The sequence below is a fragment of the Erythrobacter sp. GH1-10 genome, from assembly GCF_045363165.1.
Lineage (GTDB): Bacteria > Pseudomonadota > Alphaproteobacteria > Sphingomonadales > Sphingomonadaceae > Erythrobacter.
Genome location: NZ_JBJFLP010000001.1, coordinates 1,155,688 through 1,175,974, shown reverse-complemented (window position 1 = coordinate 1,175,974; position 20,287 = coordinate 1,155,688). Strand labels below are relative to the sequence as shown.

Genomic DNA, 20,287 nt, shown 5'->3' with positions numbered 1-20,287 from the left:
GACGATTCGCAAAGGTCGATGTTTTTGCGAGGCTTTTTCAATTAGGATAAACAAATGGCATTCGCGGGAAAGTAGCGGCAAACGCATTCGTTAACTACAGCGGTTAACGACAGGATGGAACCTGCAGGGGGCAAAACGGTGCCAGACTTCGAAAGTCGTTCAGCCAGTCCGTGGCTTGCCGGGTTCGTGGCGGTCGTAGCGATCGCGCTTGTAATTGGGGTCGCACTTCCCGCTTCTGAAAAGGCAGTCCCGAAACGCATCGTTCTCGGTTCGCATCCGATCGATGGACCGCGGCGCTCGGGATCGGAAGCCGAGGCTTCCGATGAAGAACGATCATCTGTCGTCTCGGAAGCGCGCGCAGATCCAGAAGACCGCGATCAAGATGAAATAGCTCCTGCCTCATTAATGGCTTCGCGGGACGAGCCCGCGAACCTGCCCTTGTCGCAAATCGAATTCGACCTCGCCGATCCCGGCGGGGCTGCTGCACAACCTAGCGGGCGGGACGGAGACCAGGTCAGGGTGCAGAAACCGCTGTTTGCAGATGGTTCTTCCATCGGCACCGTAACTGTCACCATCGATGAGAACGCACGGCTGTTCGTCAACGGGTCCGACGTCAAGCGCTTGCTTGGAGGTCTGGAAGACCCGCCAGGCCAGCTTTCCCGGATCGCTGAGGGGCAGCCGGTTTCGTTTCAGCGACTCAGACAACTGGGCATCGACCTGCGCTACGTGCCCACGACCGACAGGATCGAACTGAACCGCTGACGAAAGGCTAGATCATTCCCCGGGCGAGCAAGGGATCGTTGGACTCCGGCGCGCGCCCATCGTCGGCAACACATTTTTCGAAGGCGCGCGATTGGGAGAGGAACACCTCGCCATTCAAGTCGTCCAGGAAGTGCGAGCGTTTGAGCCTGTCCATGACCGGGCCTTTTACCTCCGAAAGGTGCAGCCCGATCCCACCATCGGCGAGACGGTGGTTGATCGCCTCAAGGCTCTCCAAGCCCGATGCGTCAATTTCGTTGACCGCACTACACATCAGGATGACGTGGCGGAGCTCGGGTTTCTCTGCGACGCGTTCGAGCACATATTCCTCGAGCCAGCGCGCGTTGAGATACGTCAGCGCCTCGTCGATGCGGATCGAGAGGACATGCGGCACGGTGAAGACTTGGTGACGCTCGACATTGCGGAAATGCTCGGTTTCCGGAACGCGTCCGACGATGGCAGCGTGCGGACGGCTCGCGCGCCACAGATACAGCAGCAGGCCAACGGCAACCCCCGCGATTACGCCCATCTCTACACCCGAAATCAGGGTAATACCGATGGTGGCGACATGCGCTGCGAAATCAGCCTTGGAATAGAGCCACAGGCGCCGCGGAGTCTTGAGATCGACGAGGCTTAGCACCGCGACGATAATTGTGGCCGCGAGAGTAGCGATCGGCAGGCTGTAAAGCAGCGGTGTGAGGAACAGGGTAGCCAGCGCAATGCCGACAGCGGTGAAGGCGCCCGCCGCCGGAGTCTGTGCGCCAGCATCGAAATTTACCGCAGAGCGGGCAAAGCCACCGGTGACCGGGTAACCACCAGAGAAGGCGCTGGCGACGTTTGAAGCGCCGAGGCCGATCAGCTCCTGATCGGGCGAGATGCGCTGTCGACGCTTCGCCGCCAATGTCTGCGCGACGGATACGCTCTCCACGAAGCCGATGATCGAAATGAGCAGCGCAGGCACCCACAATTGTTCGATCAGCGACAAGTCGGTCGAAGGCATGGCAAAGGGCGGCAAGCCTTGTGGGATCGACCCGGTGATGGCGACCCCCCGGTCCTCTAACCGTAGAATCGACACCGCGATGATCGAAAGCACCACAGCCACGACAGGGCCGGCCTTCGCCATCATGTCGGCAGCGCGTGCCGGAATGCCGAGCTTCTGAAGCAAAGGCTTTGCGCCCTTTCGCACCCAGAAAAGAAACAGAGTCGCGGTAATACCGATCCCGAGCGTCCATAGGTTCAGACCGCCGATCTCCCCAGCCAGGGAACCGAGCATTTCGGGCCAGTTGTCACCCCCTGCCCTCACGCCGAATATGTGCTTCAACTGGCTGGTCGCGATCAGCACGCCGCTCGCGGTGATGAAGCCGCTGATGACCGGATGCGACAGCAGGTTCGCGAGAAAACCCGCGCGCAGGAGCCCGAGCACCGCGAGCATCATCCCCGACAGGAAGGCAAGCGTGATGGCCGCTTCGAGATATTCGGCACTCCCCTGCTGCGCGACAGCCCCCGCTGCGCTCGCCGTCATCAACGAGACCACCGCGACCGGACCGACCGCGAGCGTGCGGCTGGTCCCGAAGACGGCGTAGAGCATCAGTGGAAGGATCGAGGCGTACAGTCCAACGACAGGCGGCAGCCCGGCAAGCAGCGCATAGGCGAGGCTCTGCGGGATCAGCATGATGGTGACGATCACCGCCGCCATCAGGTCACTCGTCAGAACCTCCCCGTTATAGGTGCGGCCCCATTCGAGGATCGGGAAGTAGCGTTTGAGCATCCGGTCGGTGCCGCGACTACTGCGCGTTCAACCGGTCGGTGAGGCCCGAAAGGTCGTAACCCGCAGCTCGGGCGTTCTCCAGCCGCTCCTCGACGCTGAGACCCCTTGGATTCGCGAGCGTTTCGAGCGTGATCGAGCGTGTGCCGGTGCGGCAATAGGCCAGCACTTTCCCGGGCGTACCTCGGCGAACCTCGCGGAAAGCATCGATCGCGGCTTGCGGAAAGGCCCCGCCGCTGACCGGCAGGTGATGGAAGTGAAGACCCGCCGCTTCGACGCCGGCTCGAATGCTGGCGACGTCGGGCTGGCCTGGCTCTTCGCCGTCGGGGCGGTTGCAGATGACGGCAAGGAAACCCCGTTCCGCAAGCGCCTGCGCGTCTTCGGGCTGGATCTGGGGCGCAACCGCAAGATCGTCTGTTACGGGCCGGATTTCCATGCTCAATTTCCCTCGAAGATGCGCGCTATGGCCATTCCGGCCAGCATGGCGATAACAAAGATCGCTGCCGAAGCCGGCTCGATGACCAGCGCTGCAATGCCCGGCCCCGGGCACAATCCGGCAATTCCCCAGCCGACCCCGAACAGTGCGGCTCCCCCGATCAGCTGCGGAGTGAGGTCGCGGCGGTCGGGAAGCGAGAATCCTTCGGCGAACAGCGGCCGCCCGAGCCGCGGCTGAATCTGCCAGGCGATAATCATGACAAACACCGCACCGCCCATGACGAAGGCGAGTGTCGGATCCCAATCGCCGAACAGGTCGAGGAACCCGCGCACCCGCGCGGGATCGGTCATCCCGCCCAGCGCGAGGCCCGCACCGAAGACGATGCCCGAGACCGCGGGAACGATGGCACGGTTCATCATTGCAGCACCTCCAGCCCGAGCGCATTCATCGCGGCCACGGTCGCAAATCCCGTCGCCATGAAAGTCAGCGTCGCGACGATCGAGCGCTGTGAGAAGCGGCTCATGCCGCATACGCCGTGCCCGCTGGTGCAACCGCTACCGACGCGGGTGCCCACGCCGACGATGACACCCGCTATGACGAGATAGAACGGCGACGCGAAGCTCGCGGTCAAACCACCCGATGCGAGCATGACGACCAGTGCGCCGACGGGCAGGCCAAGCAGGAACAGCCACGCCGAACTGCGCGGCATACTGCTTTCGCTGAGCCCGGTGGCACGCGCAGCGATACCGGACACGCCGGCGATCCGCCCTGCCCCTAGGAGCATGAGCGCAGCCGAAACGCCGATTAGGATTCCGCCACCAACGCCCGCGAGCGGGGCAGCATCGGGAAAGCCGGGGAGCATCATACCGCGTTCACCGGTATCTTGATGTAGCTCACGCCGTTATCCTCGGGCTCGGGCAGGCGCCCGCCGCGGATATTGACTTGAACCGATGGCATGATGAGGTTCGGCATTGCGAGCGTCGCATCGCGGGTGGTGCGCATCTCGACGAACTCGTCTTCGCTGACACCATCCTTCACATGAACGTTTTCACGGCGCTGCTGGCCGACCGTCGTCTCCCATGCATACTCGTCGCGCCCCGGCGCCTTGTAGTCGTGGCACAGGAACAAACGGGTTTCGTCGGGAAGCGAGAGCAGCCGCCGGATGGACCGGTACAGCTGACGCGCATCGCCACCGGGGAAGTCGGCACGCGCGGTGCCGAAATCGGGCATGAAGATGGTATCGCCGACGAAGGCTGCATCACCGATAATGAAGGCCATATCCGCCGGAGTGTGGCCGGGAACGTGCAGAGCGATCCCTTCGATCGTACCGATCTTGAAAGTCTCTCCATCGGTGAAGAGATGATCGAACTGCGATCCGTCGCGCTCGAAATCGGTCCCCGCGTTGAACAGCTTGCCGAATACTTCCTGGACGCGAACGATCTCCTTGCCGATCGCCAGCTTGCCGCCAAGCTTTTGCTGCAAGTACGGCGCTGCGGAGATATGATCGGCATGTGCGTGCGTCTCGATCAGCCATGTCACTTTCAGATTCTTCGAATTGACATATTCGACAATTCGCTCTGCGGAGCCATAGGACGTGCGGCCCGACGCTGCCTCGTAATCGAGCACCGAGTCGATGATCGCAGCCTCGTCTGTCACGGGATCGTGCACGACGTAACTCACGGTGTAGGTAGCCTCGTCGAAGAAGCCGGCAATCGAGGGGCGTAGCGCCTTTTCGGCGCGCGCGCGCTCAATCTGTTCGGACGCCGCCCTGAGGGCAGAATCAATGTCACTCATGACGAGCTCCAATTATTTACATAAATTGTGTATATGTATTGCTTTCCGCCTGTCAAGTGCTATGCGCTGGAACCATGAACGCGTCGATCGACCCTCCCCACCCTCAAGCCGCAGGCTTACGGATCGGCGACACCGCGCCCAACTTCGAGGCGCGAAGCACGGTTGGCCCGGTGAGGCTTTCCGATTTTCGCGGTAATTGGCTGATCCTGTTCTCCCATCCGGCCGACTTCACACCGGTGTGTACCACCGAGTTTATCGAACTGGCGAAGGCCGCCAGCGAATTCGATATGCGAGACTGCGCGCTCATGGCGCTTTCGGTCGACAGCCTGTTTGCGCATTTCGCATGGCTGCGCATGATCCGCGACAGGTTCGATATCGAAGTGCGCTTCCCCATCGTCGAAGATCCCACGTTGGTGATCGGCCGCGCCTTCGGCATGGTTGCGCCGGGGGACAACGACAGCGCGACCGTCCGTTCGACCTATTTCATCGATCCTTCGGGCACGATCCGCGCAATGACCTGTTACCCCGCGAACGTCGGGCGATCGACCTCCGAAATGCTCCGTACTCTCGATGCGCTGCAAGCCATCGATGCCGATGGCGGCCTGGCTCCGGCCAATTGGGGACCGGGCGAGAAGCTCTTGCGTGCCCCGACCGTCGATCTCGATGAAGTCTATTCCGCCAAGGACGAGACATCGTGGTTCCTGCGCGAAAAGGGAGCGAAAACGAAATGATCGATGAGGAAACACTGGTCGAGCAGCTCAAGGCGATCGCGCACCCGTTGCGCTATCGCATCCTGAACGCGCTGGTCGGTGTCGAGCTTAATGTCGGCGAGATCGACGACGTCGCAAAGATCGGGCAGCCGGCGCTTTCCCAGCAATTGAGCGTGCTTCGCAAGGCGGGTCTGGTCGAGACCCGCAAGGAAGCAAAGCTGGTCTATTACAAACTGGCCACGGAAGAGCTGTCGGCTGTAAGCGAAGCGATAGGAGCGCTCCTCGACAGGGCCCCTGTCGCTGCGCCGTCGCGTCGACCTGCTCCCGGCGCAGCCAATTTCGCTCGGATATCTTGACCGGCGGGTGAGAGGGGGGACTTATTCCCTCGGTACAGCCCGTAACTTGCGGATCCTCATTCGCGCTCGGCTTCGACTTCGAGGACCGCGACCATCGGGCTGGTCCGCGGCAGGCCGCGATAGGCTTGCTGGTCTTCGGCATCGACCGGTGCCGCGACAACCATCCGGGTCAGGCCGAACACTGTCCCGATCAGCGCGAGCCCGCCGATCAGCATGAACAGACCCGGCGCGCCGAATGCCGTCATGCCGACAGAGCCGAGCATCGGACCGGCAACCGCCCCGGCCGAATAGGCTAGAACCAATCCGCTGCTTGCGGAGAGGCGCTCGTTCTCGCCTAGGTGGTCATTCGAATGCGCGACGCAGAGCGGATAGAGGGCAAAGGCGAAACCGCCGAATACCGCTCCCAGCGCAAAGAGAGCAATCTGCGGCAAGGGCAGGAAGGCCATCACGGCGCAAATGGCTGTGACGGCCATGAAACAGCCGACGATCACGCGCCGGCGATCGAACCGGTCGGACAAGAGCCCGAGCGGGGTTTGAAGCGCCACTCCCCCACCGATCACGCACGACGTGAACAGGGCCACCTGCGAAAGCTCCATGCCGATCCGTTGCACATACACCGCTCCGAGCGCGTAGAACGCGCCAAGGATCGCACCGTTGAGCACCACGCCCACGATCCCGAGCGGCGACGCGCTGTAGAGACGTTTGAGGGAGAAGGGCGCAATCGCCTCCACCGCCGGTTGTTCGAGCCGTGTCAGCACGACCGGAAGGAGAGCGAGCGAAAGAAGGATCGCGGAGAGCATGAACGGGAGGTCGGGTCGGTCTTGCCCGAGATTGAGAAGGAATTGGCCCAACGCCTGTCCGCCATAGAGAAACACCATGTAGGCGGCGAGGACCATGCTGCGCGATTGCGCCGCAGCCTGCCGATTGAGCCAGCTTTCGAGGCATACGAAGACACCTGCGATGGCGACTCCGTCGATGAAGCGCAGGAGGCTCCACGTTATCGGATCAAGAGCGAGCGCATAGGCGAGACTGCTGGCAGAGAATACTGTCACGCAGGCGGCAAAAGCGCGGATATGCCCGATTTGGGCGATCATGGCGGGGACCCTCAGCGATCCCGCCATCAGACCGCCGAAATACGCCGTGCCGACGATACCGATCGTGAGCGCACTTGCTCCCGATTGTTCAAGCCGCACAGCGATCAGTGTCGAAAGGAAACCGCTGCCCGCCATCAGCAGGAAGATCGCAGCCAGAAGCGTCCGGACGGAGAGGAGAGGAGCGAGCATATCTCGCTCGCCTATCGCCAGAATGGCGAGAATGTCGACACGAAACTTTGCGCCGGTTAGGTCACGGTATGGACCAGATCGATTTCGACCACTTCATGAAGATCGACATTCGCTGCGGCACGGTCGTCGATGCGAGCGATTTCCCCGAGGCGCGCAAGCCCGCGATCAAGCTCGCGATCGAGTTCGGTCCGGAGATCGGCAAGAAGAAAAGTTCCGCCCAGATTACCGATCACTACTCTCCCGAAGAGTTGATCGGGCGCAAGGTTATGGCGGTGGTCAATTTCCCGCCGCGTCAGATCGGGCCGTTCATGTCGGAAGTCCTGGTGCTGGGCTTTCCCGATGAAGGCGCCGCGATTGTCCTCGCCAAGCCCGATGGCGACGTGCCTGACGGCGCCAGGCTCGCCTAGACGAGATCGCCCAGCGCTTGCTTAAGCGGATCGAGCCACGGCTCGAACGGCGTCCACGCCCCCTGTCCCTTGCGGTTGATCGGTTCGCGCACCTGTTCGCTCGATGCGGTGCGCACCGCGCGGTCTGTCTTGTGAAATTCGAGACATGCTTCCTCGAACGGCACTTCGAGGAAGTCGAGCATCCGCCGCGTCTGCCCCTCCAAATCGTCGAGCACGTCTTCGTGCTGAACCCGCAGGACCTTGCCCGGCAGCACTTCGTCCCAATGCGCCATCAGATCGACGTAGTCGGCATAGTAGCGCCCGACCTCGTGCAGGCCGTAGGTAAACTCCTGCCCTTCGGCGAACAACTGTTTGAAGCCCGAGAAACAGCAATCCATTGGCGCACGGCGCGCATCGATGATCTTCGCATTCGGCAGGATCAGATGGATGAGGCCGATATGCCGGAAGTTGTTCGGCATTTTGTCGATGAAGAAAGGCGCGCCCTGTCGGTGGATGCGGGTGTTGGCGATAAAGTCCTCACCGAATTTCGCCAGCTGCTCTCCGGTCAAGTCGTGGAGGATTTCCGGATAGCGCGACTGCCCCGCTTTCCGACCGCGCAGACGGTGGGCGAGCGCGAGAATGTTGGGCAGCTCGAGCGTCCCATCGATCTGGGAATGACTGGCGAGGATCTGTTCGAGCAGAGTCGAACCCGCGCGGGGAAGACCGAGGATAAAGATCGGATCGGGCGCATCGTGGCCCGCCTCGGCCTGTTTCTCGAACAGTTCCGGCGTGCAGAATTCTCGCTGCTTGGCGAGTTCAGCGCTCATGCTGTCGGCGGAATACCGTGTCTGCGCACGCTTGAGCGCGTTGCCTTCGTCGTAATGGCCGAAGCTCGCCTCGTAGTCGCCGCGATCCTCCAGCGCCTTGCCCAGCGCAAAGGACAGGTGGACCCGGTCCATGAACGCGAGGTCGGGCCGGGCGCATTGTTCGCGCAATGCCGCGACTTCGGCGTCGGAAAATTCGTAGGTCTTGAGATTGGCAAGCGCATACCACGCATCACCATGATCGGGTTTGGCTGCGATGGCCGCGCGATAGGCGTCCTCGGCCTCCGTGCGCGCGCCGGTGGTCTTTAGCGCATGGCCCTTGCTGGTGAGATTTGCCGGATCGTGCGGCAGTTTTTCGAGCACCTTGTCGAACAGCTCGAGTCCGCGATCGTAGTCGCCGGTCTGCATGCTCTCGATGGCAAGCCGCGACTGAAACAGGGGATTGTCGGGATCACGTGCATGCAGCGCTTCGGCCTCCTTGCGCGCCTTTTCGAAATTCTGCCTGCGCCGCAGAACGTCGATGTAGTCGAGCCGCAGCTGAACATCGTCGGGCGAGAATTCGACCGCGCTTTCGAGCAGGAACTCGGCATCGTCGAGCACGCCCAACTCGATCCCGATCCGCGCGAGCAGCCGCATACCTTCTACGTCCCTGGGATTTTGGCGAAGATAATGCCGACAGATTTCCTCCGCACGCAGCAAGCGGCCTTCGGCAAGATGGTTGGTTACGGCGAGTAGCTCGCGCGGCAGCCGCGCCAAACGCTGATGTTGGGCGGCTGCGACCTGAGCCTCGGCGGCCTGACCCGCTTTACCATAGAGCCGCGCCTGCTCGCGCCAGCTGGCCTCCAGTGCAGGATTGAACCGCGTGGCCCGGGCGAAGGCACCGAGCGCGGCGACGCTGTTCCCCTGCGCAAGGGCCAGGTGCCCCTCCTCCTGCCAGGCACGGCCGTATTCGGGCATCGCTGCGTGGAGACGCGAGAGAAATGCCTTCGCCGCATCGAAGTCCTTCAGATACCGGCATGCGACCGCAGCGAGATACAACGCCTCGCCGTCGCTTGCGTCGGCGTCCAGCAGCGAACGTGCGTCGGAAAGTCCCGCATCGAACTGGCCCGACTGCATCTTCCGTTGCGCCGATTTGAGCTGTTCCTCGCGCGTCATGTGTGCTGCCCTAACAAGAAAATGGCGGGAGTGAACCCAAGCTCACCCCCGCCATCGTGATTTTCGCGATCGATCGAATCAATAGTCGAACGAGACCCGCATGCCGACCGTCAGCGGACGGTTGGTGGTGATGCGCGGGCGATCGTTGACGAAGTTGCCCGAAATCTGCGCGCGTTCGTCGGACAGGTTCTCGCCGAACACCTCGACACGCCACTGATCCTTGGCCACGCCGACGGCGAGGTTGAAGGTCGTGTAGCTATCGAGCTCGATCTTGTTGATCTCGATGATATCGGTGAACTTCGAAGCCGAATAGGCAACCTGCGGCTGGACATAGGCTTCCAGCGTGTTGGTCAGATCCCATTCGTAACGGACGCGCAGGTTGCCCTGGAAGCCCGGTGCGAAGGCCAGTTCCTCGCCCACGACCACGTCGTCGGTCGGCGTCAACACTTCGGTGATCTCGGTATCGAGGATCGAGAAGGCACCGGCAACGGTGAGACCCGGGATCGAATACGGAGCGAAGGTGAAGTCCGCCTCGACGCCGTAGATCTCTGCATTCGCCGCATTGTCCGAGAAGAACAGGTTGGTGATGCTCGGATCGAAGATCGTCGTCTGCAGGTTGCTGATGTCGACATAGAACGCGCTGCCGTTGAAACGGAGCTGCCCGTCGAGGAAATCGAGTTTCCACCCGAGTTCGTAGTTCTTCACTTCGTCGGTCGCGAGCTCGAACGGCACCGTAAAGCCATTGGCCCCCTGCGCACCGCCTGGGCGGTTGAGCAGGCCGGGACGGAAGCCCTCCGAATAGGTCGCGTAGAACAGCAGGTCCTCGGTCGGGGTCAGCGTCACCGTACCCTTCAGGATAGTGCCGTCCGCTTTCGCCACGTCGGGCGCCTGAAGCGCATTGAACACCTGCGTTGCCTGGGCAAGGCTCAGACCCGCCGCCTGGATGTCGGCAATGGTGTCACCGAGGTTGAACGTTTGGCGCAGGTTCGGATCGCAAGACCCGATAAATGTGAACTGCCCGTCGGCGTTGTAGAGGTCACTGATGTCGGTGCCGAAGGCGTTCTGATCGGTGGCGCTGAAGCTGTTACAGAAAGAGCCGTTTGCGCTCCCCTCGAGATCGACTTCGATGTCGTAATAGCGCGCACCGAGCGTGACGGTTAGAAGATCGGGGACGATGTCCGCGCTGATTTCACCGAAAATGCCGAACTGCTCGTCGGTCCGAAGGATGTCGTTGCGGAAGATGGTGTCCGCAGGGAACGGTCCCGGATCCGAGATGTAACCGGTCGTCTGCGGGAAGTTCGGCTTGAACGGCCCGAACGGCTGTGCGGCGACGTTGCCCGGATAGGCGAAGTCGTTGCGCTCGGCCAGTTCGAGGTCGGAGTAGAACCCGCCTGCGGTCACGCGCACCGGCCAATCGTCCGGAGTGCTGAAGCGCAGTTCCTGCGTGAACACGGTCGTATTGCTGTCCGAGGTCACATACAGGTTGGGCGGCTGACAGGTGCCGCTCGGATCGGCGGCGCCGGGATAGGTCACCGAGCCATCGCAGATGTAATACGGCAGATACTGGCCGACGAAGAGATAGTCGGTGTAGTCGACCCGCTGGTTGGTCTCGCGATCGGTGTAGGCACCGGTGTAGACCACATCGAGCATCGCGATACGGCCTTCGACCGTCCAGCTGGTGTTCGAGAAGTCGTCTTCGAGACGGTCTTCCTCGAAGCGCTGGATTTCGAGATCATCGAGCCCGCCGAGTTCCGGATCGGCGAAGAACACGCCATCGGATTCGAGGCTTTGACGCGTATGCGCAACGGTCACGGTCCAGTCGGGGGTGACTTCCCAAAGCGCGGTTGCGCGGAATCCCGAATACTGGGTGTCGTTGAAATCGTCTTCCACGAGCCCAGCGTTATCGGTCTCGAGGAAAGTGACGTCGGTAAGATCGGCACCGGCCTGGAAACCCGCACGGTTCGCGTTGACGGGCACACCATTCGAACGAACCGTTCCCGCAGGACGGAAACGTGCGCTTTCAGTTAGGTCGCGCGTGCCCTGGACGTTATCGATATAACCGCCCTGGTCGTCGAGGAACACGACACCGCGAAGTGCGATCGTGTTTGTGACCGGTACGTTGACCATCGCCTCGGCCTTATAGCTCGACTCGCCACCCTTGGTGAACGAAACACCCGCTGAGAAGGCCGCGTCGAAACCGCTCAGGCTCGGCTTGTTGGTGATCAGGCGGACAACACCGGCCTGCGAACTTGCACCGAACAGCGTACCCTGCGGACCCGAGAGGACCTCGATCCGCTCGAGATCGGCGGCGTAGACATCGAGGTTACGACCCGGCTGCGCGAGCGGCTGCTCGTCGAGATAGGTTGCAACGTTGGGAGCAAGGCCCGCAACGCCTGCGGTTGTCAGGTTCGGCGTGGTCGACGCGAGACCGCGAATGTAGATCGTGCTCTGGCCAGGGCCGCTACCGCCCGCTGTGACGGTCGGGAGCTGCTCGAGGTAATCCTCGAAGGTGTCGATGTTGAGCTCGTCGAGCTCTTCCGCACCGATGGCGGAAACCGAAACAGGAACATCCTGCAGGTCTTCGCTGCGCTTCTGCGCCGTCACGACGATCGTCTTCACACCGCCACGTTGCTTTGGCGTCTGTGCCTGCGGCTGTGGCTCCGGTGCAGCATCCTGCGCGATGGCAGGCGATGCGACCGCGATTGCGAGCGCGCTTGCCGACGCGCCGACAACAAAATTCTTCATATCGATTGGCCCCTTTTGAGCATTGTTTTCTTTGATGGGGACGACGCGAAGCGCGCCGTTCGCCCTCTGAAACGAACACCTACATATAAGCATAGGCTTAAGAGGGGTTCCCACTATCAGGTGAGATTGGGGCTGAACACAGCAAAACCGTGTGTTTTTTGCAACAGAATCGGCGTTATCGTCTAATAACCGTCAATCCCAAGAGCGAAGTATAGGAAAGTATCGCGAGTTTTTTACTTATCCTTTTCTGATAGTATTTCTCAAACACTCCAAAGTACTGACAAATATAAATCGATAAGGACTATTTTTCGTAAGTGCGCCTGAACTTTTATTTGTATTCGGCAAAATTATGCCACAAGTCATTCGGCGGCCTGTACTTGACCATCCCACTCCTCGCACCCTTGCGCAGTGGTCGGGATCCCATGGTGCTTCCGGATGAGGTCGTAGATCACCGCCTTCACGATGGAGATGGCCATTGCGAAGACCACGAGCGAGAACGGCAGCGCGCCGATGATCATCGTAATCCGGATCGCGTCGATCCCGCCAAGGATGAGCATCGATCCCACGATAAAGGCGAGCGCGGCACCCCAGAACAGGATGTGGTACCGGCGGCTGCCCTCGTCATCGCCGGCACCATTGATCGTGTTGATGATCAGGATCGCGCTGTCTGCCGACGTAACGAGATAGGTCATCAACAGGACCACAACGAGCGACGAGACGACGAGCGCGAAGCCCGGGTTCAGCATGACCTCGAGCGTCGCGTAGAGCTGGCCCGATATGCCGGTATCGAGGATCGCGCCGCCTGCCGCGCCCGACAACTCGAGATCGATCGCCGTGCCGCCCATCAATGCCATCCACACGAAGCACATCAGCGAAGGAACCAGTGCCACGCCGAGCAGGTACTCGCGGATCGTGCGCCCGCGCGAGATGCGCGCGATGAACATGCCGACGAACGGCGCGAAGGCGATCCACCATGCCCAGTAGAAGACCGACCAGTCGAGCTGCCACTGGACCAGAGCCTCTCCGACTTCGCCGCCTTCGCTGCCGAACAATGTCAGAGCGTTGGCGGGCAGTGTGCGGAAGTAGTCCCACAGCCCCACCCCCAACAGCTCCAGCGCCCAGAAACCCGCTCCGAATATTGCAAAGAGGATGAGCAGGCCGAAAGAGAGGCCCATGTTGAGGTTGGAAAGCCACTTGATCCCGCGCCCGACACCCGAAAGCGCGCTGATCGTCGAGGCGCCCACAAGCACCAGCAACGCTACGATGATCGCGCTTGTCGACGAAGTTCCATCGGCTGCGACGAGCCAGTCGCCCAGTCCCACCCGGTGGAGACCTGCCACGAACTGCTCGACGCCAAGGCCCATTGTGACAGCAACGCCTAGGATCGTCGCCACGACGGACACGATGTCAACGACATGACCGGCCTTACCGGACATGGTCGAACCGAACAGCGGCACGAGGCTTGAGCGGATCGTCAGCGGCAGGTTGCGGCGATAAGCCACGTAACCAATCGCGAGCCCCACCAACGCATAGGTGCACCACGCCGCGAAGCCCCAATGTATAAAAGTATAGATATAGGCCGGGCGAACGGCTTCGACCGATTGCGGCTCGACCAGCCCACGGATGATATCGGGGTTGTTGCTGAAATGCGCGAGCGGTTCACCAGTGGAATAGGTCAGCATGCCGATGCCGATCCCGGCACCAAACAGCATCGAGAACCAGGAAAACCGTGAGAATTCCGGCTTCTCTTCCGGCGCACCGATGCGCAAGCGGCCCGATTGCGGTACCAGCGCGAGCGCGAATGACACGACCACCAGCCCTGCAACCAGATAGACATACCATCCGGCGAAGGTCGAGATGATTGTGGAGTTCGCCGCCTCGAGCGTCTCCATCGCGCTCACCGGGAAGAAGATCGCCCACAAGATGATCAGCGAAACGATGATCTTGGACGGAATCGTGACTTCGCGACTGAAGCCGTCATAGAACCCGCGATCGTGGGTCTGGATCGGAAGTTCGGTCAATGGCGGTGCGATAGGCAGCGCCGACTCATCGGACTCTGGTGAATGTGTGATTGGTCTTCCTGATGGTTGCTTCAGGTGGGTGGGAAATGACTGCGAACTCGGATTTCGTGCACCTTAGAGAGCCTCGTCGTGTATGCAAATCGTCGTGCCGCCTCGAAATCGATTGGCAGCGGCACGCACTCCGCACTGGCAGAACCGCACGCGCCGGTGGTGACTTCAATCGAACGCTGCGCAAACAGACCTGTTCCGCCCGCTCGCGAAACGATCCTCAAACCAGGATAGAGTGCTGAGGTAATCAATGGCGGAGAGGGAGGGATTCGAACCCTCGGTACTCGTGAGAGCACAACGGTTTTCGAGACCGCCCCGTTCGACCACTCCGGCACCTCTCCGCTTAGAAAAGAGCCCGTATTCGGACAAGCGCCGTAGCGCTTCGGCCAACTGGGGAGCGCGCCCGTTAGCGCAGCCGCCGCGCCTTGCCAAGACCCGATCGACCACAAAATCGGGGCATATCTCACCCGCACCCTTATGCGTGGCTTGTTTTGCGGCTGCGAAGAGCCATATTCTCCAGACTATGGAACGCGCAGAGTTCTTTTCGACGCAGGCGGGCCGCACCATCATCGCGCCGCGCCAGTCCCGCACCCGCTTCGGCATCGGCGAGATCGTTCGCCATCGCATGTTCGATTTCCGCGGTGTCGTGTTCGACATCGATCCGGTCTTCGCCAACAGCGAAGAATGGTACCAGTCGATCCCCGAAGACATCCGTCCGCCGCGCGACCAGCCTTATTACCATCTGCTGGCCGAAAACGAGGACGAGAGCTACGTCGCCTATGTCAGCCAGGGGAATCTCGTTTCCGATTCCGAAGGGGGGCCGATCGACCACCCCACCGTCCCGCAGCTGTTCGATCAGTTCAAGGACGGGCGTTACCGGATGCGCCGCTCGCTGACGCACTGATCGCGAGACCGGTTAGCTTTTAAGCTTCCATCCCGATTTCAGAATTACATAGACCGCCACGGCGATGGCGAGGTTGAACACGCCCAGGCCTATCGCTGCGGCCATGACGTCACCTCGCCCGCCGATATCGCTCTCCCCGAGAAAGCCGTACCTGAAGCCCGAAATCACGTAGAAGAAGGGATTGGCGCGGCTCACCGCCTGGAATGCGGGGGCCAAGTTGTCGATCACGTAGAACGTACCCGACAGCAGCGAAAGCGGTGCAATCACGAAATTGGTGATCGCCGCGTTGTGATCGAACTTTTCGGCCCATATCGACGTGCCGAGTCCGAGCAGCGAAAGCATCACCGATCCCATCAGGCCGAACCACACGATCGCCCAGGCATGCGCGGTGCTGAGCGTCACACCCGGCCACAGCAACATCGCGAGCGCCACGGTGCACCCGACCGCGATCGCGCGTGTCACCGCCGCGGCAACGATGCCGGTCATCAGCTCGCCCGGGGAAAGTGGGGGCATAAGCAGGTCGATGATGGTTCCCTGGATCTTGCCCGACAGGAGCGAGAATGAGGAGTTTGCGAACGCGTTTTGCATCATGCCCATCACGATCAGCCCCGGAGCGACGAAGCTCGCAAATGGCACGCCGAGCACTTCGCGACCCTCACGGCCGAGCGCGACGGTGAATATGACGAGAAACAGGAGTGTTGTGACGGCAGGGGCCCAAATCGTTTGGGTCTGCACCTTGAGAAACCGCCTTACCTCCTTCATATAGAGCGCGAACAGGCCGACGCGATTGATACCGGTGATCACCGGCTCGCCGCGCGGCGGAAACCGGAAGCTCCCGCCGGTTGCTTGTCCTTCGGGAGCGGCGTCCGAAACCGGGCTGGCCGAAGGTTCGTGAGAGGCTTGCTTTTGCATGTCACCGCCGCCTAGGGCTTTGCCGGAAAGCTGGCAAGCCGGGCGCCAGTGCACAGTTGAGAACGGAACAGAGATTTATGAGCTGGACTGACGAGCGCATCGCAACGCTCAAAAAGATGTGGGAAGGCGGCAGCACCGCCAGTCAGATCGCCGAGGAACTTGGCGGAGTGAGCCGCAACGCGGTTATCGGCAAGGCGCACAGGCTGGGGCTCAAATCCCGTCCTTCCCCGGTAAAAGCCAACGAGAAAAAGAAGGCCGCTAAGAAGGCGTCGCCGAAGACCGTCACGGCCAAGAAGGCAGCGGCCAAGCCCGCCGCGAAACCAGCGGCCAAGCCCGCGCCGTCGAAGGCCGCGCCCGCTACGGCGAAGGGTCCGGCCAAGGACGGTGGCACGCCTTCTCAGCCTGTGCCCAACCCGACGCCCGACCTGCCCAAGATCGTCTCTATCGGCCCGGGCGGGTTCCAGCGTCAGGGCCCCGGCGACCAGCAGCCACCGATTCCGCCCGCGCCGCCGCGTCGCCTCGTGCCCGCGAAGCCGAGTCCCGAAATCGCCGACAAGACGAGCCTGCTCGATCTGTCGGACAAGGTCTGCCGCTGGCCGATGGGCCATCCCGGCGAACCGGACTTCCACTTCTGCGGCGTCGCGGTGAACCCGGGCTTCCCCTATTGCGTGGAGCATTGCGGGCGGGCGTATCAGGCGCAGCTGCCGCGCGGCGCACGCCGTCCCCCGCCCCCGCTGCCGTTCGGCGGCCCGCGGGTCCGCTGACCAACCGAACCCGACAGGCCCGGCTGCTCCCAAGCAACCGGGCCTTTCCTCTTGCCCAGGAGATTCCCGATGCCCGTGACGCTCCACGATGCCTTCGTCCCGACCGCGCAGCAGATCCTTGCCGGGATGGCGAAGCTGGTCGACAAGGCCGAAGGCTATGCCAGCGACAGCGGGTTCGACGACGCTGAGCTGATCGAGGCCAAGCTAGCCGAGAACATGTGGACCTTACCCTGGCACGTGCGCGCCTGCTGGGTGCATTCGGGCTATGCTATCAACCTTTACAAGACCGGCGGATTCACCCCCGATTTCACCGATATTCCCGATAGCTGGGTCGCGATGCGCGCAATGATTGCCGACGCGCAATCGCAGCTCGACGCGATCACGCCGGAAGAGCTTGAAGCGGTTGCCGGCGAAACGGTCGGCTTTATCCTTGGCGGTAAGCGACTGATGGAGATGACCGGGCAGAACTTCTTGCTGAGCTTCAACCAGCCGAACTTCTTTTTCCACGCGACCACCTTCTACGACATCCTGCGCATGAAAGGCATGCCGCTCGGAAAGATGGATTTCATGGGACCGCTGCGCGTTATCGGGAGTTAAAATGCTTAAATCAAAGACGTTTTTTGCCGCCTGCGCTGCGGCAGCCGCCCTCTCCACGCCCGTCCCGGCGTTCGCCCAACTTCCCGAACCGGTGCGCGCGATGATCGATGCCGCCATTGCGTCGGGTGACGAGGCAAAGGTGCGCACGGTGATCGAGCTGGCGCGCGAAACCAATCCCGGAGATGCGGCCGAAATCGATGCGATCCTCGCCTCGTACGAAACCGACCTCGCCGCCAAGGCCGAGGCGGATGCTGCAGCCAAGGAAGAAGCCATCCGGACCGCAGGACTGTTCGAAAACTGGTCGGGGAAAGGCGAACTTGGCGCGTTCCGTTCGACCGGCAATTCCTCGAACACCGGGATCACCGCCGGTCTTGCGCTGAAACGAGAGGGGATCGACTGGCGCCACAAGCTGACCGGCCGCGTCGATTACCAACGGTCGAACGGCGCCACCACGCGCGAGCAATTCCAGGCCCGCTACGAACCCAACTACAAGATTTCCGACCGCCTGTTCGCTTATGCGCTGGCGCAATATGAACGGGACCGGTTTCAGGGATTTTCCGCGCGCTATTCGGTTTCGGGCGGTCTCGGCTACGACGTGATCGTCGAGGAGAACATGAGCCTGTCAGTCAAAGCAGGACCGGCGTGGCGCCGCACCGAGCGGATCGGCGGGCTCACGGAAAGCAATCTCGCCGGCCTCGCAGAGCTCGATTTCGACTGGCAGATCGCCGAGAATCTCGCGCTTACGCAAAACGCGAGCGCGTTCGTGCAGGAAGGATCGAGCACATTCCTGTCCGAAACAGGCCTTCAGGCCGGGATCGCTGACGATCTGAAAGTCCGCCTGTCTTACGCGGTCGAGCACGACACCGATCCGCCTGCCGGCGCGGTGAAAACCGATACGCTGAGTCGGGTAACGCTGATCTACGACTTCTAGGACTGCATTGCCCTACGCCGTCACTTCCAGCACCATGTTGGTGGGCGTTTCCGCCGCGCGTTCGACCGAACTGAAGCCTGCCTCTTGCAGCACTTCGGTTAGACGCTCCTGACCGGCCTGCGCACCTAGCCCCAGACCGACGTCCTGCGACAACGAATTGGGAGTGCAGACTGTGGTCGAGAAGGCATAGAAGATTTGCCCGAGCGGATTCATGTTTTCCGCCATGCTGTCGCCCGCCATCGGCTCGACGAGCATGAACGTGCCGTCATCCTTGAGGCTTTCACGCACATGCCTGGCCGCCCCAACCGGGTCGCCCATATCGTGCAGCGCATCGAAGATGCAGGCGAAATCGAACCCGTCCCCGGGATAATCCTGTGCAGTCGCCACAGCGAATTCGACGTTTTCCAGGCCCACTGCATGCGCTTTGCGGCGCGCCTCCTCAATCGACGGCGCGTGGTAGTCTATGCCGACGAAATTCGATTGGGGATAGGCCTCCGCCATCAGGATAGTTGACGAGCCCTGCCCGCAGCCGACATCGACAACTTTCGCACCCGACTTGAGCTTGTCCTCGACCCCGGCAAGCGCCGGAATCCAGTTGTCGACGAGGTTTGCCATGTAACCCGGGCGGAAAAAGCGGTCGGTTCCGCAGAACAGGCACTGCGAATGGTCTCCCCATGGCCGGCCCTTGCCCGACTTGAAGATATCGACCGCCTTGTCGTTCTCTTCATATTGCGAAACCACCGCCATGATGAAACCCTGCATACAGGCGGGCTGGCCTTCGCGGCCGAACACGAGAGCCTGTTCTTCCGAAAGGCTGAAGGTTTCGCTTGCAGGATCGAAAGTAACATATCCGGCGGCCGAAACCGAGCCCAGCCATTCGTGCAGGTATTTTGGGTTGAGCCCGGTCTTCTCGGCCAGTCGCTCGGCCGTACAAGGCCCTGCGGCGTCCATCGCATCGAATAGGCCCGCCTGATCGCCGATATAAGCCATGTAGAGGCTCAGCGCACCGGCCACGTCTCCGATGACTTTGCCAGCCAGCGTCTCGAGTTGATGCATATCGACTTCGCTCATCACACGTTCTCCCGTTCCAAACGTGCGACCCACATCGGATTTTCTCAGCGGCCCCGACTCGCCGCGATACGCCATAATATCACGGTTTGCGGACAAACCAGATCGTGTGGCGCGGCCCCTTGTTATTGGGACGGGCGCGGACTTCGCGAACCTCGACCTCGAAACCGGCATCCTTGAGGCGCCGGGTGAACTTGTGGTCGCCGCCAGCAGACCAGACGGAGAGAATTCCGCCCGGGTTGAGCGCATCCTTCGCCTTGGCGAGCCCGGTGCGGGTATACAGCCGGTCGTTGGCGTCGCGCACAATGCCGTCGGGACCGTTATCGACGTCGAGCAGGATTGCATCGAATTTCGCGCAAGTCCCGTCATTGGCATCGTCGATCAACGCCGCGACATCGCATAGCACGACCTCACCGCGCGGATCGCTCAGGCATTCCCCGGTAAGGTGAGCCAACGGCCCCGAGGCCCATTCGAGGATTTCCGGAACGATCTCTGCCACCACCACTTCGCTGCGCTCCGGCAGTTTGGCCAGCGCTGCGCGGTAGGTGAAGCCCATGCCGTATCCGCCGATCAGCACGCGCGGTGCGGGCCGGTCGATCCGCGCCAGCGTCAGCTCCGCGAGTTGCTCTTCGGAAAACTGCATGCGCGTGCCCATCAGCTCGCCGCGACCGAGCATGATGATGAAATCGTCACCGTGACTGACGAGTGTCAGTTCCTCGCCGCCAGGGATTTGGGCTGTTGCCAGGGTTTCGCGGGGAAGCAAAACGGATCTCCAAAAAGAAAGGGGCCGCAGGCATGCCCGCGGCCCCTTCCGATGTCCAATGCGAAA

Annotated in this window: 20 protein-coding genes and 1 tRNA gene; 8 read left to right on the top strand and 13 right to left on the bottom strand. The window is 61.5% G+C overall.

Annotated elements, in window-relative coordinates; all coding sequences use genetic code 11:
* Positions 1–405 precede the first annotated feature (405 nt).
* On the top strand, positions 406–762 hold the full coding sequence (locus ACI5KX_RS05815; protein WP_406809733.1) for a hypothetical protein: 357 nt from the start codon (positions 406–408) through the stop codon (positions 760–762).
* A 7-nt stretch (positions 763–769) separates the two neighbouring features.
* Here ACI5KX_RS05815 and ACI5KX_RS05810 read toward each other — a convergent pair whose 3' ends face one another.
* Genes ACI5KX_RS05810 through ACI5KX_RS05790 form a run of 5 tightly spaced genes read right to left on the bottom strand, consistent with a single transcriptional unit; the run spans position 770 to position 4,754 of the window.
* Positions 770–2,527: a SulP family inorganic anion transporter gene (locus tag ACI5KX_RS05810; protein WP_406809732.1), complete on the bottom strand. Its 1,758-nt coding sequence runs from the start codon at positions 2,525–2,527 to the stop codon at positions 770–772.
* A gap of 16 nt (positions 2,528–2,543) precedes the next feature.
* Positions 2,544–2,960, bottom strand: a complete 417-nt coding sequence (locus tag ACI5KX_RS05805; RefSeq protein WP_406809731.1) for a TIGR01244 family sulfur transferase — start codon at positions 2,958–2,960, stop codon at positions 2,544–2,546.
* 2 nt (positions 2,961–2,962) lie between these two features.
* Positions 2,963–3,376, bottom strand: coding sequence for a DUF6691 family protein (locus tag ACI5KX_RS05800; RefSeq protein WP_406811325.1), 414 nt, complete (start codon positions 3,374–3,376; stop codon positions 2,963–2,965).
* The gene (locus ACI5KX_RS05795; RefSeq protein ID WP_406809730.1) at positions 3,376–3,825 is read right to left on the bottom strand and encodes a YeeE/YedE family protein; all 450 of its coding nucleotides are present in this window, start codon (positions 3,823–3,825) and stop codon (positions 3,376–3,378) included. Before ACI5KX_RS05795 ends, ACI5KX_RS05800 begins: the two co-directional genes overlap by 1 nt.
* Positions 3,822–4,754 (bottom strand): MBL fold metallo-hydrolase, encoded by a 933-nt coding sequence (locus ACI5KX_RS05790; RefSeq protein ID WP_406809729.1) that lies wholly within the window; start codon positions 4,752–4,754, stop codon positions 3,822–3,824. Before ACI5KX_RS05790 ends, ACI5KX_RS05795 begins: the two co-directional genes overlap by 4 nt.
* 74 nt (positions 4,755–4,828) lie before the next feature.
* Here ACI5KX_RS05790 and ACI5KX_RS05785 point away from each other — a divergent pair, with 74 nt between their 5' ends.
* Both ACI5KX_RS05785 and ACI5KX_RS05780 read left to right on the top strand, forming a co-directional pair.
* Complete coding sequence (locus ACI5KX_RS05785) at positions 4,829–5,485, top strand: peroxiredoxin (protein ID WP_406809728.1); 657 nt, start codon at positions 4,829–4,831, stop codon at positions 5,483–5,485.
* Positions 5,482–5,820, top strand: coding sequence for an ArsR/SmtB family transcription factor (locus tag ACI5KX_RS05780; protein ID WP_406809727.1), 339 nt, complete (start codon positions 5,482–5,484; stop codon positions 5,818–5,820). Before ACI5KX_RS05785 ends, ACI5KX_RS05780 begins: the two co-directional genes overlap by 4 nt.
* A 56-nt stretch (positions 5,821–5,876) precedes the next feature.
* On the opposite strand, the gene ACI5KX_RS05775 is transcribed toward ACI5KX_RS05780, so the two are convergent.
* Positions 5,877–7,103, bottom strand: a complete 1,227-nt coding sequence (locus tag ACI5KX_RS05775; protein ID WP_406809726.1) for an MFS transporter — start codon at positions 7,101–7,103, stop codon at positions 5,877–5,879.
* Positions 7,104–7,171: 68 nt separating this feature from the next.
* Here ACI5KX_RS05775 and ACI5KX_RS05770 point away from each other — a divergent pair, with 68 nt between their 5' ends.
* Positions 7,172–7,510 carry a tRNA-binding protein gene (locus tag ACI5KX_RS05770; protein ID WP_406809725.1) on the top strand — a complete coding sequence of 113 codons (339 nt, stop codon included), beginning with the start codon at positions 7,172–7,174 and terminating at the stop codon, positions 7,508–7,510.
* Here the strand turns inward: ACI5KX_RS05770 and ACI5KX_RS05765 are convergent.
* The 4 genes from ACI5KX_RS05765 to ACI5KX_RS05750 all read right to left on the bottom strand — a co-directional run bounded on the left by ACI5KX_RS05765 (position 7,507) and on the right by ACI5KX_RS05750 (position 14,623).
* Positions 7,507–9,468, bottom strand: a complete 1,962-nt coding sequence (locus ACI5KX_RS05765) for a sulfotransferase (RefSeq protein ID WP_406809724.1) — start codon at positions 9,466–9,468, stop codon at positions 7,507–7,509. The genes ACI5KX_RS05770 and ACI5KX_RS05765 overlap by 4 nt on opposite strands.
* Positions 9,469–9,546: 78 nt before the next feature.
* Positions 9,547–12,213, bottom strand: a complete 2,667-nt coding sequence (locus ACI5KX_RS05760) for a TonB-dependent receptor (protein ID WP_406809723.1) — start codon at positions 12,211–12,213, stop codon at positions 9,547–9,549.
* A 359-nt stretch (positions 12,214–12,572) separates the two neighbouring features.
* Positions 12,573–14,234: a BCCT family transporter gene (locus ACI5KX_RS05755; protein WP_406809722.1), complete on the bottom strand. Its 1,662-nt coding sequence runs from the start codon at positions 14,232–14,234 to the stop codon at positions 12,573–12,575.
* Between the two features lie 299 nt (positions 14,235–14,533).
* Positions 14,534–14,623, bottom strand: a tRNA-Ser gene (locus ACI5KX_RS05750).
* A 182-nt stretch (positions 14,624–14,805) separates the two neighbouring features.
* Here ACI5KX_RS05750 and hspQ point away from each other — a divergent pair.
* Positions 14,806–15,186: a heat shock protein HspQ gene (hspQ, locus tag ACI5KX_RS05745; RefSeq protein WP_406809721.1), complete on the top strand. Its 381-nt coding sequence runs from the start codon at positions 14,806–14,808 to the stop codon at positions 15,184–15,186.
* A gap of 12 nt (positions 15,187–15,198) precedes the next feature.
* Here the strand turns inward: hspQ and ACI5KX_RS05740 are convergent, their stop codons facing one another.
* Complete coding sequence (locus ACI5KX_RS05740) at positions 15,199–16,098, bottom strand: ABC transporter permease (RefSeq protein WP_406809720.1); 900 nt, start codon at positions 16,096–16,098, stop codon at positions 15,199–15,201.
* A gap of 77 nt (positions 16,099–16,175) precedes the next feature.
* On the opposite strand from ACI5KX_RS05740, the gene ACI5KX_RS05735 reads away from it, so the two are divergent.
* From ACI5KX_RS05735 to ACI5KX_RS05725, 3 genes are all read left to right on the top strand, one after another.
* On the top strand, positions 16,176–16,862 hold the full coding sequence (locus ACI5KX_RS05735; protein ID WP_406809719.1) for a GcrA family cell cycle regulator: 687 nt from the start codon (positions 16,176–16,178) through the stop codon (positions 16,860–16,862).
* Between the two features lie 69 nt (positions 16,863–16,931).
* Positions 16,932–17,459, top strand: a complete 528-nt coding sequence (locus tag ACI5KX_RS05730) for a DUF1993 family protein (protein WP_406809718.1) — start codon at positions 16,932–16,934, stop codon at positions 17,457–17,459.
* A gap of 1 nt (position 17,460) precedes the next feature.
* Positions 17,461–18,390: a YdiY family protein gene (locus ACI5KX_RS05725; protein ID WP_406809717.1), complete on the top strand. Its 930-nt coding sequence runs from the start codon at positions 17,461–17,463 to the stop codon at positions 18,388–18,390.
* A gap of 12 nt (positions 18,391–18,402) precedes the next feature.
* Here the strand turns inward: ACI5KX_RS05725 and ACI5KX_RS05720 are convergent, their stop codons facing one another.
* Both ACI5KX_RS05720 and ACI5KX_RS05715 read right to left on the bottom strand, forming a co-directional pair.
* Positions 18,403–19,461 carry a methyltransferase domain-containing protein gene (locus tag ACI5KX_RS05720; protein WP_406809716.1) on the bottom strand — a complete coding sequence of 353 codons (1,059 nt, stop codon included), beginning with the start codon at positions 19,459–19,461 and terminating at the stop codon, positions 18,403–18,405.
* A 79-nt stretch (positions 19,462–19,540) separates the two neighbouring features.
* Complete coding sequence (locus ACI5KX_RS05715; RefSeq protein WP_406809715.1) at positions 19,541–20,221, bottom strand: spermidine synthase; 681 nt, start codon at positions 20,219–20,221, stop codon at positions 19,541–19,543.
* Between the last annotated feature and the right edge of the window lie 66 nt (positions 20,222–20,287).